Source organism: Enterobacter cloacae complex sp. IR5403 (assembly GCF_049238705.1).
Classification (GTDB): Bacteria; Pseudomonadota; Gammaproteobacteria; order Enterobacterales; family Enterobacteriaceae; genus Enterobacter; species Enterobacter hormaechei_C.
Map to the genome: position 1 here is coordinate 312,083 of NZ_JBMKHP010000005.1, position 12,054 is coordinate 324,136.

13 protein-coding genes and 1 riboswitch are annotated in these 12,054 nt (G+C 57.9%); of the genes, 6 read left to right on the forward strand and 7 right to left on the reverse strand.

Annotated features, from left to right (window positions below):
• Position 1 precedes the first annotated feature (1 nt).
• From thiS to ACOTW6_RS10305, 5 genes are all read right to left on the reverse strand, one after another.
• A complete protein-coding gene (gene thiS, locus ACOTW6_RS10285) occupies positions 2-202 on the reverse strand; it encodes a sulfur carrier protein ThiS (RefSeq protein ID WP_047052408.1) in 201 nt (66 codons plus the stop codon).
• Positions 186-941, reverse strand: a complete 756-nt coding sequence (thiF, locus tag ACOTW6_RS10290) for a thiazole biosynthesis adenylyltransferase ThiF (protein WP_062933849.1) — start codon at positions 939-941, stop codon at positions 186-188. The genes thiS and thiF overlap by 17 nt, the downstream gene beginning before the upstream one ends.
• On the reverse strand, positions 928-1,569 hold the full coding sequence (gene thiE / locus ACOTW6_RS10295) for a thiamine phosphate synthase (protein WP_062933848.1): 642 nt from the start codon (positions 1,567-1,569) through the stop codon (positions 928-930). Before thiE ends, thiF begins: the two co-directional genes overlap by 14 nt.
• A complete protein-coding gene (gene thiC, locus ACOTW6_RS10300) occupies positions 1,569-3,464 on the reverse strand; it encodes a phosphomethylpyrimidine synthase ThiC (protein ID WP_047637925.1) in 1,896 nt (631 codons plus the stop codon). The genes thiE and thiC overlap by 1 nt, the downstream gene beginning before the upstream one ends.
• Positions 3,465-3,543: 79 nt before the next feature.
• Positions 3,544-3,653: riboswitch (TPP riboswitch) on the reverse strand.
• Between the two features lie 54 nt (positions 3,654-3,707).
• Positions 3,708-4,205: an Rsd/AlgQ family anti-sigma factor gene (locus ACOTW6_RS10305; RefSeq protein ID WP_017384077.1), complete on the reverse strand. Its 498-nt coding sequence runs from the start codon at positions 4,203-4,205 to the stop codon at positions 3,708-3,710.
• A gap of 95 nt (positions 4,206-4,300) precedes the next feature.
• On the opposite strand from ACOTW6_RS10305, the gene nudC reads away from it, so the two are divergent.
• From nudC to ACOTW6_RS10335, 6 genes are all read left to right on the forward strand, one after another.
• The gene (nudC, locus tag ACOTW6_RS10310) at positions 4,301-5,074 is read left to right on the forward strand and encodes an NAD(+) diphosphatase (RefSeq protein ID WP_047052401.1); all 774 of its coding nucleotides are present in this window, start codon (positions 4,301-4,303) and stop codon (positions 5,072-5,074) included.
• A 39-nt stretch (positions 5,075-5,113) separates the two neighbouring features.
• Positions 5,114-6,178 (forward strand): uroporphyrinogen decarboxylase, encoded by a 1,065-nt coding sequence (hemE, locus tag ACOTW6_RS10315; RefSeq protein WP_022650209.1) that lies wholly within the window; start codon positions 5,114-5,116, stop codon positions 6,176-6,178.
• Between the two features lie 9 nt (positions 6,179-6,187).
• The gene (gene nfi, locus ACOTW6_RS10320) at positions 6,188-6,859 is read left to right on the forward strand and encodes a deoxyribonuclease V (protein ID WP_003862312.1); all 672 of its coding nucleotides are present in this window, start codon (positions 6,188-6,190) and stop codon (positions 6,857-6,859) included.
• Positions 6,860-6,900: 41 nt separating this feature from the next.
• Positions 6,901-7,491, forward strand: coding sequence for a YjaG family protein (locus ACOTW6_RS10325; RefSeq protein ID WP_003862310.1), 591 nt, complete (start codon positions 6,901-6,903; stop codon positions 7,489-7,491).
• A 186-nt stretch (positions 7,492-7,677) separates the two neighbouring features.
• Positions 7,678-7,950: a nucleoid-associated protein HU-alpha gene (gene hupA / locus ACOTW6_RS10330; RefSeq protein WP_002445246.1), complete on the forward strand. Its 273-nt coding sequence runs from the start codon at positions 7,678-7,680 to the stop codon at positions 7,948-7,950.
• Between the two features lie 11 nt (positions 7,951-7,961).
• The gene (locus ACOTW6_RS10335; RefSeq protein WP_062933847.1) at positions 7,962-8,654 is read left to right on the forward strand and encodes a DUF1481 domain-containing protein; all 693 of its coding nucleotides are present in this window, start codon (positions 7,962-7,964) and stop codon (positions 8,652-8,654) included.
• A 48-nt stretch (positions 8,655-8,702) separates the two neighbouring features.
• On the opposite strand, the gene purD is transcribed toward ACOTW6_RS10335, so the two are convergent.
• Complete coding sequence (purD, locus tag ACOTW6_RS10340) at positions 8,703-9,995, reverse strand: phosphoribosylamine--glycine ligase (protein ID WP_062933846.1); 1,293 nt, start codon at positions 9,993-9,995, stop codon at positions 8,703-8,705.
• 15 nt (positions 9,996-10,010) lie between these two features.
• Positions 10,011-11,600 carry a bifunctional phosphoribosylaminoimidazolecarboxamide formyltransferase/IMP cyclohydrolase gene (gene purH / locus ACOTW6_RS10345; RefSeq protein ID WP_062933845.1) on the reverse strand — a complete coding sequence of 530 codons (1,590 nt, stop codon included), beginning with the start codon at positions 11,598-11,600 and terminating at the stop codon, positions 10,011-10,013.
• Positions 11,601-12,054: the final 454 nt, after the last annotated feature.

The window sequence follows — 12,054 nt, forward strand, 5'->3', positions numbered from 1 at the left end:
CTTAGCCCCCTGCGATAACCTGAAACAGCAGGATCTGGTCGCCTTCATTGACCTGCTGATGTTCCCACTGCTCGCGCGGCAGGATCTGTTGATTGAGCGCCAGCGCCGTTCCCGGCTTCAGCTGGCGCAGCGTGTCGAGCAGGGCGGCAACGGTGAGATCGTCGTCGCACGTCATCGGCTCATCGTTAAACAGAATGCGCATCGCGGCCTCCGCATACCGGGCAGTGGCTGGCGCGGTTTAACGCCAGATGACGCCAGCCGCTGGAGCGGGCGTCGAACAGCCGCAGCGTGTTGCGTTCTGTCTCCATGCCGCTGAGCAACTTGATGGCCTCCAGCGCCTGAAGAGTACCCATCACGCCCACCACCGGACCCAGAATGCCTGCCGTGCGGCAGTTACGCTCCGGTTCAGCCTCGTCCGGCCACAGGCAGCGGTAGCAGCCCTGTGCCCACGGCGGCGTAAGCACCATTATTTGCCCGCCGAAACCGACCGCGCTGGCGGTGATCAGCGGCGTGTTCTGCGCAACACAGACCGCGTTGATGGCCTGACGCGTCGCCATATTGTCCGTGCAGTCCAGCACCACGTCGGCAAGGGCCACTTCGCGTTGCAGATCTTCCCCGCTCAGCCGCGTCTGGAGCGCGACCAGTTCGATATCGGGGTTAAGCTGGTTCAGCCGCTGGCGCGTAACGTGCGCTTTAGGCTGGTTGATATCTTCTGTCGTAAAGAGAATTTGCCGTTGCAGATTGCTGAGATGTACCTCGTCGTCATCGGCCAGCACCAGCGTGCCCACGCCCGCGCCGGCCAGATACAGCGCGGCGGGGGTGCCTAATCCGCCCAGACCGACAATCAGTACCCGGCTGGCGAGCAGCTTTTGCTGCCCCTCGATGGCGATATCCTCCAGCAGGATCTGGCGGCTGTAACGCATAAAATCACGATCTTTCATCGCCTGCTCCTGCCAGTTGTAAAAGCTGCGCGGTGGCGGCCTGCCAGTCTGCCGCCTGGGTGATAGCGCTGACGACGGCGATACTGCCGACGCCGGTCTCCAGCACCGCGGGCGCACGTTCAAGGCTGATCCCGCCGATGGCGACGGTGGGGTAATCGGCAAGGCGCTTAACGTGGGCCGCCAGCTGCGTCAAACCCTGTGGCGCGGACGGCATCTGTTTGGTTTGCGTCGGGAAAACGTGCCCGAGCGCGATGTAAGAGGGGCGGGCCGCCAGCGCCACGTCGATCTCCATATCATCGTGGGTGGAGACGCCCAGCCGCAGACCGGCGTCACGGATCGCGTTGAGATCGGTCGTTTCCAGATCTTCCTGTCCCAGATGCACGCCGTACGCCTGGTGTTTAACCGCCAGCCGCCAGTAGTCGTTGATAAACAGGCGGGCGTGGTAGCGACGTCCCAGCGCGATAGCGGCGACCACGTCGGCCTCTACCTCTTCATCGTGTTTATCCTTGATGCGTAGCTGGAGGGTGCGAACGCCAGCTTCCAGCAGGCGGGCGATCCACTCCACGCTGTCCACCACCGGGTAAAGCCCTAAGCGGAAGGGCACGGAGGGGAAATCGGGCTGGTACATTACGCCTCCTCCTTTTTGAGGTAGATTTCGCCGCCTTTCGCGCGGAAGGTTTCCGACATGTCCGCCATGCCGACTTCAATGGTCTGCGCGGCAGCGTAATCACGTACTTCCTGGCTGATTTTCATCGAGCAGAATTTTGGTCCGCACATGGAGCAGAAGTGCGCCACTTTGCCCGATTCCTGCGGCAGGGTTTCGTCGTGATAGGCGCGGGCGGTGAACGGATCGAGGGCCAGGTTAAACTGGTCTTCCCAGCGGAATTCAAAGCGCGCTTTGGACATGGCGTTGTCGCGAATTTGCGCGCCCGGATGGCCTTTCGCCAGATCCGCCGCGTGGGCGGCAATCTTGTAGGTGATCAGCCCCTGCTTCACGTCCTCTTTGTTTGGCAGCCCGAGGTGCTCTTTCGGCGTCACGTAGCAGAGCATGGCGCAGCCGAACCAGCCGATCATCGCCGCGCCAATGCCTGACGTGAAGTGGTCGTAGCCCGGCGCAATATCGGTGGTCAACGGCCCCAGGGTGTAGAACGGTGCTTCGTGGCAGTGCTCCAGCTCTTCGGTCATGTTGCGACGGATCATCTGCATCGGCACATGGCCCGGGCCTTCAATCATCACCTGCACGTCGTACTCCCAGGCGATTTTGGTCAGCTCGCCCAGCGTGTGCAGCTCGGCAAACTGCGCCTCGTCGTTAGCATCGCGGATGGAGCCCGGGCGCAGGCCGTCGCCCAGCGACAGGGAGACGTCGTACGCGGCGCAGATCTCGCAGATTTCGCGGAAGTGCTCGTAGAGGAAGTTTTCCTGATGGTGGGAAAGGCACCATTTCGCCATAATCGAACCGCCGCGTGAGACGATACCGGTCAGACGTTTCGCCGTCATCGGCACGTAGCGCAGCAGCACGCCCGCGTGGATGGTGAAGTAGTCCACACCCTGTTCCGCCTGCTCCAGCAGCGTGTCGCGGAACGCTTCCCAGGTGAGGTTTTCGGCGATGCCGTTGACCTTCTCCAGCGCCTGATAAATCGGGACGGTACCGATCGGCACCGGGCTGTTACGCAGGATCCATTCGCGGGTTTCGTGAATATAACGGCCAGTGGAAAGATCCATCACCGTGTCCGCGCCCCAGCGCGTCGACCAGACCAGCTTTTCCACCTCTTCTTCGATGGATGACGTCACCGCTGAGTTGCCGATATTGGCGTTGACCTTCACCAGGAAGTTGCGGCCGATAATCATCGGCTCGGATTCCGGGTGGTTGATGTTGGCAGGGATAATGGCGCGCCCGGCGGCCACTTCGTCACGCACAAATTCCGGCGTGATGTTTTCCGGCAGGCGAGCGCCAAACCCTTCACCCGGATGCTGGTGGCGCAGCACTTCGCTGCGGATGCGCTCGCGGCCCATGTTTTCGCGGATGGCGATGAACTCCATCTCCGGCGTGACGATACCCTGGCGCGCGTAGTGCAACTGGGTGACGCATTTGCCCGCTTTAGCGCGTTTCGGCGTCAGCAGGCCGGTAAAGCGCAGCTCATCCAGACCGTCGTCGGCCAGGCGCTCGTTGGTATACGCCGAGCTGCGCACGCTCAGTTCTTCGCAATCGTTACGGGCGTCAATCCACGGCTGGCGCAGTTTTGCCAGACCCTGCTGCACGTTGATAGCAACAGAAGGATCGCCGTACGGGCCGGAGGTGTCGTATACCGGCACGGCTTCGTTGTCTTCAAACTGCGGGTTCTCTTTGCTGCCGCCGATAAGCGTCGGGCTGAGCTGGATTTCGCGCATCGGGACGCGGATATCAGCCTGTGAGCCGGAAATGTAGATGCGTTTCGAGTTCGGGAAAGCGGTGCCTTCCAGGGTGTCGATGAAGCGTTGTGCGTGTTCGCGCTGTTCGCGGCGGGTCAGTTTTGCAGTAGACATAGCTCATTCCAAAAGTGAAGGACATGGCTTGTCAGACGACGGATGAAGCAAGAGAAGATCGCCCGGGGGGCGATACAACAGCAGTGTGACTCTTGTTCCCTTCGCAGGTATTAACCTGATCAGGTTCCGCGGATCCCGAATTAACGGTCTCAGCCCGTGCTTTCACACTGGGCACTCCGACAAGAAAAATCCCCCTCGTGAGAGGGGCGAATGGTTGTAAATTACTCGTTAACGATTAAGAACTCAAGCAGGGCGCGCAACGTTATCGCTGGTGCTGATATTCAGGTTGTTGTCCAGCACGAGGGCGATGAGTTTGTCTTCCAGCGTGAATCGCTCTTCCAGCGCTTCGCCAAGGTCGGAAAGCGCCTGCTGAAACTCAAGATAGTTATCGTGATCGATAGCGTTCTCCAGCGTGGAATCGTAGTAGTCCATGATCTGCTGGGTGTTGGCTTCCAGCAGCGGACAGAGTTTACTGGCCGCTAAATACGGCGTTGTCCCTTCCATTTCGCGGATAATGCGTTCATAAAGGTTGAAATGGCCATCGGAGAGGTAGTCGACCAGGCTCTGACAAAAGTCGTCCAGCGCTTTTTCATTCAGCCGCATAAAGGATTCTTTGCCAGGCTTAAGACCAACCAGATTGTAATACGCCACGAGTAGATGCTTGCGCACATGTAGCCAGCGATCCACCAGGGTGTTACTTCCTCCAACGCGCTCAGTCAGGCTTTCCAGCTGGTTTAACATGGTCGACTCCATAAGGTTTAGAATGGGATCTGCTTATCCAAAATGTAACCACAATGCTAACAACATGTCAGTGAAGCGAAGGTAGTGCAATAGATATGGATCGTATTATTGAAAAATCAGATCTGGGTTGGTGGATCGTCAGTCACGAACAAAAATTATGGCTGCCCGGTGGGGAGATACCCTACGGCGCGGCAGACATCTTCGATCTCGTCGGCCAACCTGCGCTGCGGATCGGCGAGTGGCAGGGCGATCCGGTATGGCTGATCCAACAGGCTCGTCGTCAGGATATGGGATCCGTTCGTCAGGTGTTGGATCTGGACGTCGGCCTGTTCCAGCTGGCGGGGCGCGGCGTGCAGCTGGCGGAGTTTTATCGCTCGCACAAATACTGCGGCTACTGCGGCCACACCATGCACCCGAGCAAAACCGAGTGGGCAATGCTCTGCGGCCACTGCCGTGAACGCTACTACCCGCAAATCGCACCGTGCATCATTGTCGCCATCCGCCGTGATGATTCCATCCTGTTGGCGCAACATACCCGTCATCGCAACGGCATTCACACCGTCCTCGCCGGGTTTGTGGAGGTCGGCGAAACGCTGGAACAGGCGGTGGCGCGCGAGGTGATGGAGGAGAGCGGCATTAAGGTGAAAAACCTGCGCTATGTGACGTCGCAACCGTGGCCGTTCCCGATGTCCCTGATGACCGCGTTTATGGCGGAATACGACAGCGGCGAGATTGTTATCGATCAGAAAGAGCTGCTGGAGGCGAACTGGTATCGCTACGACGATTTACCGCTACTGCCCCCGCCGGGAACGGTGGCGCGTCGCCTGATAGAAGATACCGTGGCAATGTGTCGGGCCGAGTATGAGTAGTGTTACACTGACGGACTGACGCAATAAGGAACTGCAAAAATGACCGAACTGAAGAACGATCGTTATCTGCGTGCGCTGCTGCGCCAGCCCGTTGATGTCACCCCGGTGTGGATGATGCGCCAGGCGGGACGCTATCTGCCAGAGTACAAAGCCACGCGCGCGCAGGCAGGCGATTTTATGTCGCTGTGCAAAAACGCCGAGCTGGCCTGTGAAGTGACGCTCCAGCCGTTGCGCCGCTTCCCGCTTGATGCCGCCATTCTTTTTTCGGACATTCTCACCATTCCGGATGCGATGGGCCTTGGGCTCTATTTCGAAACCGGAGAAGGCCCGCGTTTTACCTCTCCGATCAAAAGCAAAGCCGACGTTGATAAGCTGCCGATCCCCGATCCGGAAGGCGAGCTGGGCTATGTGATGAACGCCGTGCGCACCATTCGCCGCGAACTGAAAGGCGACGTGCCGCTGATTGGCTTCTCCGGTAGTCCGTGGACGCTGGCCACCTACATGGTGGAAGGTGGCAGCAGCAAAGCCTTTACCGTCATCAAAAAGATGATGTACGCCGAGCCGCTGGCCCTGCATGCCCTGCTCGACAAGCTGGCGAAGAGCGTCACGCTCTATCTCAACGCGCAGATTAAAGCGGGCGCGCAGTCGGTGATGATTTTCGACACCTGGGGCGGCGTGCTGACCGGACGTGATTATCAGCAGTTCTCCCTGTACTACATGCACAAAATTGTCGATGGTCTGCTGCGTGAAAACGAAGGCCGTCGCGTGCCGGTGACGCTGTTTACCAAAGGCGGCGGTCAGTGGCTGGAAGCGATGGCGGCCACCGGCTGCGACGCGCTGGGCCTCGACTGGACCACCGATATTGCCGATGCGCGCCGTCGCGTGGGGGACAAAGTGGCGCTCCAGGGCAACATGGACCCGTCCATGCTCTATGCGCAGCCTGCCCGTATCGAAGAAGAAGTGTCGACTATACTGTCTGGTTTCGGCCAGGGCGAAGGCCACGTCTTCAACCTCGGTCACGGTATTCATCAGGATGTACCGCCAGAACACGCTGGCGTATTTGTGGAGGCGGTGCATCGGCTTTCTGCCCAGTATCATAAGTAAGGAGTGGTTATGGATCTCGCGTCGCTACGCGCTCAGCAAATCGAACTGGCTTCATCAGTGATCCGCGAGGATCGTCTGGATACGGACCCTCCGCGGTACATTGGCGGGGCGGACGTCGGGTTTGAGCAGGGCGGTGAAGTGACGCGAGCGGCGATGGTGGTGCTTAAATACCCTTCGCTGGAGCTGGTGGAGTACAAGGTGGCGCGTATCGCCACCACCATGCCGTACATCCCCGGCTTTCTCTCCTTCCGCGAATATCCCGCGCTGCTGGCCGCGTGGGAGCAACTCTCGCAAAAACCCGATCTGCTGTTTGTTGATGGGCATGGTATCTCCCATCCGCGTCGCTTAGGCGTTGCCAGCCACTTTGGTCTGCTGGTGGACGTGCCGACCATCGGCGTGGCGAAAAAACGCCTGTGCGGCGCGTTTGAGCCGCTCTCTGCCGAACCGGGCGCACTGGCGCCGCTTATCCATAAAGGCGAGCAGCTGGCGTGGGTCTGGCGCAGCAAAGCGCGCTGCAACCCGCTGTTTATCGCCACCGGGCATCGGGTCAGCATGGACAGCGCCCTGGCGTGGGTGCAACGCTGTATGAAGGGCTACCGTTTACCGGAGCCAACCCGCTGGGCTGACGCCGTGGCCTCTTCACGTCCGGCATTCATTCGTTGGCAGGAAATTCAGCCGTGATTCAGGTAAACTGCGGCTAATTTTCGATTCGAGACATCATCATGTTACAAAACCCGATTCATCTGCGCCTTGAGAAGCTGGAAAGCTGGCAGCACGTGACGTTTATGGCTTGCCTGTGCGAGCGCATGTATCCCAACTATGCCGCGTTCTGCAAGCAGACGGCGTTTGGCGAAGGCCAGATTTATCGTCGTATCCTGGATTTAATCTGGGAGACGCTGACGGTCAAAGATGCGAAGGTAAATTTTGACTCTCAGCTCGAAAAGCTGGAAGAGGCTATTCCGGCTGCGGATGATTTCGATCTGTATGGCGTCTACCCGGCTATTGATGCCTGTGTAGCGTTGAGCGAGCTGATCCACTCCCGTCTGAGCGGTGAAACCCTGGAACACGCCATTGAAGTCAGTAAGGCATCCATTACCACCGTTGCGATGCTGGAAATGACCCAGGAAGGCCGTGAAATGACCGACGAGGAGCTGCGTGCTAACCCGGCGGTTGAACAGGAATGGGATATTCAGTGGGAAATTTTCCGTCTGCTGGCGGAGTGTGAAGAACGTGATATTGAGCTGATCAAAGGGCTTCGCGCGGACCTTCGCGAGGCCGGTGAGAGCAATATTGGTATAATTTTTAACCAATGAGACAACAAAACGTGATTTAACGCCTGTTTTGTCACTCCTCGACTCTTCCCTTTCGCCCCCCGTCTGGTCTACATTTGGGGGGCGAAAAAAAGTGGCTATCGGTGCGTGTATGCAGGAGAGTGCTTTTTTGGCATTTTCGTCGCACTCGATGCTTAGCAAGCGATAAACACATTGAAAGGATAACTTATGAACAAGACTCAACTGATTGATGTAATTGCGGACAAGGCTGATCTGTCTAAAGTGCAGGCTAAAGCTGCTCTGGAATCTACCCTGGCTGCTATTACTGAGTCTCTGAAAGAAGGCGATGCTGTACAACTGGTTGGTTTCGGTACCTTCAAAGTGAACCACCGCGCTGAGCGTACTGGCCGCAACCCGCAGACCGGTAAAGAAATCAAAATCGCCGCAGCTAACGTGCCGGCATTTGTTTCTGGTAAAGCACTGAAAGACGCAGTTAAGTAAGACGCGTGGCAGTGAACAGTTTTAACGAAGGGGCGGCAACGCCCCTTTTGTCATTCTGGCGCGGAACGCTCGCGCTGGCAGGCGTACTGTTGCTCTCTGCCTGTAGCCATGATTCCTCACTCCCCCCGTTTACCGCCAGCGGCTACGCTGACAACCAGGGTGCGGTCAGGATCTGGCGCAAAGATTCCAGCGATGAAGTCCATATGCTCACCGCGTTCAGCCCGTGGCATAACGGCAACACCTCGACCGCAGAATACCGCTGGCAGGGCGATGCGCTGTCGCTCATTGAACTGAATATCTACAGTAAGACTCCCGAACACGTGAAGGTGCGTTTCGACGACCACGGCGAGCTGAGCTTTATGCAGCATGAGGTCAGTGGACTGAAACAGCAGCTTTCCAGCGATCAGGTCGCTCTCTACCGCTACCGTGCTGAACAACTCCGCCAGACCAGCGATGCGCTGCGTCAGGGCCGCGTGGTGCTGCGCCAGGGGCGCTGGCATGCCGACGGCACGGTGACCACCTGCAAAGGGCAGACGGTGAAGCCTGAGCTTGAATCCTGGGCAACCGAACACATTCAGCGTCGTCAGCGGCATTCATCTGTGGAGGTGAGTGTGGCATGGCTGGAAGCGCCGGAAGGCTCTCAGCTGTTGCTGGTGGCGAATGAAGATTTCTGCACCTGGCAGCCGACAGAGAAGAGTTTCTGACGTAAATCCCCTCTCCCTGTGGGAGAGGGTTAGGGTGAGGGTGTGAAATTACTCTCCCTGCTCCCGCGCAATGGCACGATAGCCGATATCCTGGCGGCTGAAGCTGCCATTCCAGTGAATATCCGCCATCAGCGCATAGGCGCGCTTCTGCGCCTCTGCCACGGTCTGGCCCAGCGCGGTCGCACACAGCACGCGACCGCCGTTGGTGAGCACGCGGTCATCGTCAGAGAGCTTCGTACCGGCGTGGAACACCTTCGCACCGTCGATCTCTTCCAGCGGCAGGCCGTGGATCTCATCTCCGGTGTTGTAGTTACCCGGATACCCACCCGCAGCAATCACCACACCTAAAGAGGCTCGCTCGTCCCATTCGGAAGTTTTCTCGTCCAGCTTGCCTTCGCACGCCGCCAGACACAGATCAACCAGATCGGACTTCATGCGCAGCATGATCGGCTGGGTTTCCGGATCGCCGAAGCGGCAGTTGAATTCAATCACCTTCGGGTTACCCTGCTTGTCGATCATCAGGCCTGCGTAAAGGAAACCGGTGTAGGTATTGCCTTCCGCCGCCATCCCCTTCACGGTTGGCCAGATGATGCGGTCCATGGTGCGCTGGTGTACTTCGTCAGTGACCACCGGAGCAGGGGAGTAAGCTCCCATCCCGCCGGTGTTTGGCCCCGTGTCGGCATTGCCTACGCGCTTGTGATCCTGGCTGGTCGCCATCGGCAGAACGTGCTCGCCGTCAACCATCACGATAAAGCTCGCTTCTTCGCCGTCGAGGAACTCTTCAATCACGATGCGGTGGCCCGCGTCGCCAAAGGCGTTACCCGCCAGCATATCCTGCACGGCGGCTTCCGCTTCTTCGAGTGTCATCGCCACGATAACGCCTTTCCCGGCAGCCAGGCCGTCGGCTTTGATCACAATCGGCGCGCCTTTTTCACGCAGGTAAGCCAGAGCAGGCTCTACCTCGGTGAAGTTCTGATATTCCGCCGTCGGGATGTTATGACGCGCGAGAAAATCTTTGGTGAAGGCTTTTGAGCCTTCCAGCTGCGCAGCCCTTTCCGTTGGGCCGAAAATTTTCAGGCCTGCGGCGCGGAAGGCATCTACAACGCCGATCACCAGCGGCGCTTCCGGGCCAACAATCGTCAGATCGATATTCTCGTTTTGGGCAAAGCTCAGCAGCGCCGGGATATCGGTTACGCCGATGGCGACGTTCTGTAGCGCGGGCTCCAGCGCGGTACCGGCGTTACCCGGTGCCACAAAGACGGTTTCAACCTGCGGAGACTGCGCTGCTTTCCACGCCAGGGCGTGCTCGCGCCCGCCGTTACCAATCACTAATACTTTCATTTTCTGCTCCGGGAATTAATGGCGGAAGTGGCGCATGTCGGTGAAGATCATTGCGATGCCATGTTCGTCGGCAGCGGCAATCACTTCGTCATCACGGATTGAACCGCCAGGCTGGATCACACAGGTGATGCCCACAGCAGCGGCCGCATCGATACCGTCGCGGAACGGGAAGAAGGCGTCAGAGGCCATGGCGGAGCCTTTGACTTCCAGACCTTCGTCACCTGCTTTGATACCCGCGATTTTTGCAGAGTAAACGCGGCTCATCTGGCCTGCGCCGATTCCGATGGTCATGTTCTCTTTGGCGTAGACGATGGCGTTGGATTTCACGAACTTCGCCACTTTCCAGCAGAACAGCGCGTCACGCAGTTCCTGCTCGGTTGGCTGACGTTTGGTGACGACACGCAGATCGGCTTCGCTCACCATACCCAGATCGCGGTCCTGAACCAGCAGCCCGCCGTTCACGCGCTTGAAGTCCAGACCCGGGACGCGTTCTGCCCACTGGCCGCAAACCAGCACGCGCACGTTCTGTTTCGCCGCGGTGATTTTCAGTGCCTCTTCGGATGCGGATGGCGCGATGATCACTTCGACAAACTGACGGGAGATGATGGCCTGCGCGGTTTCCGCATCCAGCTCGCGGTTGAAGGCGATAATGCCGCCGAACGCGGAGGTAGGGTCGGTTTTGTAGGCGCGATCGTAGGCATCCAGAATAGAGGTGCTCACGGCAACGCCGCATGGGTTGGCGTGCTTGACGATAACGCAGGCTGGCTCGCTGAACTCTTTCACGCATTCCAGCGCGGCGTCGGTATCGGCAATGTTGTTATAGGAGAGGGCTTTGCCCTGCACCTGCTGTGCGGTCGCAACAGAGGCTTCTTTTACCTCTTCTTCTATATAGAAGGCAGCCTGCTGGTGGCTGTTCTCACCGTAACGCATATCCTGCTTCTTAATGAAGTTCAGGTTCAGCGTGCGCGGGAAGCGGCCGGAGGGATCTTTGCTTTCACCGTGGTAGGCAGGTACCAGGCTACCGAAGTAGTTGGCGATCATGCTGTCGTAGGCGGCGGTATGCTCGAAGGCTTTGATGGCGAGATCGAAACGCGTTTCAAGCGTCAGGGACCCTTCGTTGGCATCCATCTCATTAATAATGGCGTTGTAGTCTCTGCTCTTTACGACGATGGCCACATCTTTATGGTTCTTGGCCGCGGAGCGCACCATGGTTGGGCCGCCGATATCGATATTCTCAACCGCGTCTTCCAGAGAACAGCCTTCGCGGGCAACGGTCTGGGCGAACGGGTAGAGGTTAACGACCACCATGTCGATGGGGGCAATATTATGCTGCTCCATAATGCCGTCGTCCTGACCGCGACGGCCCAGAATACCGCCGTGCACTTTCGGGTGCAGGGTTTTGACGCGTCCATCCATCATTTCCGGGAAACCGGTGTAGTCGGACACTTCGGTTACCGGCAGACCTTTCTCTGCTAACAGGCGCGCGGTGCCACCTGTAGAAAGCAGCTCCACACCGCGTGCGGAAAGTGCCTGAGCGAATTCGACGATACCGGCTTTATCAGAAACACTGAGCAGAGCGCGGCGGACTGGACGACGTTGTTGCATGGTAAATCCCCTGGATTTCACGATTACAGAGAGCGTTAGATGAATTTTCCAGCGAAAAACTCATCTAACACACCTGACGAGGCCTCCTTGTTAAGCGCGAGCATTTTAACGAAAACGTTTGCGCAACGCTCGCATATTTTCACTTTTTCGCAGTGCTGTGGATAACTCTGTGTGTAAAAGGGTATAAGGCGGGGTTTTGCTGGGGAATGCAGCAGTCAGTCATTTTTCTGTCATTTAGCGGTTGCGGCCTGCGGAGAACTCCCTATAATGCGCCTCCATCGACACGGCGGATGTGAATCACTTCACAGATAACCCGGTCGGTTGAAGAGAAAAAATCCTGAAATAACGGGTTGACTCTGAAAGAGGAAAGCGTAATATACGCCACCTCGCAACGGTGAGCGAAAGCCGCGTTGCACTGCTCTTTAACAATTTATCAGACAATCTGTGTGGGCAC

What these genes read in the sequence shown, in the direction of transcription:
- ACOTW6_RS10305 (WP_017384077.1), bottom strand. Translation starts at nt 4,205, where the DNA reads ATGTTAAACCAGCTGGAAAGCCTGACTGAGCGCGTTGGAGGAAGTAAC.
- thiS (WP_047052408.1), bottom strand. Translation starts at nt 202, where the DNA reads ATGCGCATTCTGTTTAACGATGAGCCGATGACGTGCGACGACGATCTC.
- thiE (WP_062933848.1), bottom strand. Translation starts at nt 1,569, where the DNA reads ATGTACCAGCCCGATTTCCCCTCCGTGCCCTTCCGCTTAGGGCTTTAC.
- purH (WP_062933845.1), bottom strand. Translation starts at nt 11,600, where the DNA reads ATGCAACAACGTCGTCCAGTCCGCCGCGCTCTGCTCAGTGTTTCTGAT.
- thiC (WP_047637925.1), bottom strand. Translation starts at nt 3,464, where the DNA reads ATGTCTACTGCAAAACTGACCCGCCGCGAACAGCGCGAACACGCACAA.
- nudC (WP_047052401.1), top strand. Translation starts at nt 4,301, where the DNA reads ATGGATCGTATTATTGAAAAATCAGATCTGGGTTGGTGGATCGTCAGT.
- ACOTW6_RS10325 (WP_003862310.1), top strand. Translation starts at nt 6,901, where the DNA reads ATGTTACAAAACCCGATTCATCTGCGCCTTGAGAAGCTGGAAAGCTGG.
- nfi (WP_003862312.1), top strand. Translation starts at nt 6,188, where the DNA reads ATGGATCTCGCGTCGCTACGCGCTCAGCAAATCGAACTGGCTTCATCA.
- thiF (WP_062933849.1), bottom strand. Translation starts at nt 941, where the DNA reads ATGAAAGATCGTGATTTTATGCGTTACAGCCGCCAGATCCTGCTGGAG.
- hupA (WP_002445246.1), top strand. Translation starts at nt 7,678, where the DNA reads ATGAACAAGACTCAACTGATTGATGTAATTGCGGACAAGGCTGATCTG.
- hemE (WP_022650209.1), top strand. Translation starts at nt 5,114, where the DNA reads ATGACCGAACTGAAGAACGATCGTTATCTGCGTGCGCTGCTGCGCCAG.
- purD (WP_062933846.1), bottom strand. Translation starts at nt 9,995, where the DNA reads ATGAAAGTATTAGTGATTGGTAACGGCGGGCGCGAGCACGCCCTGGCG.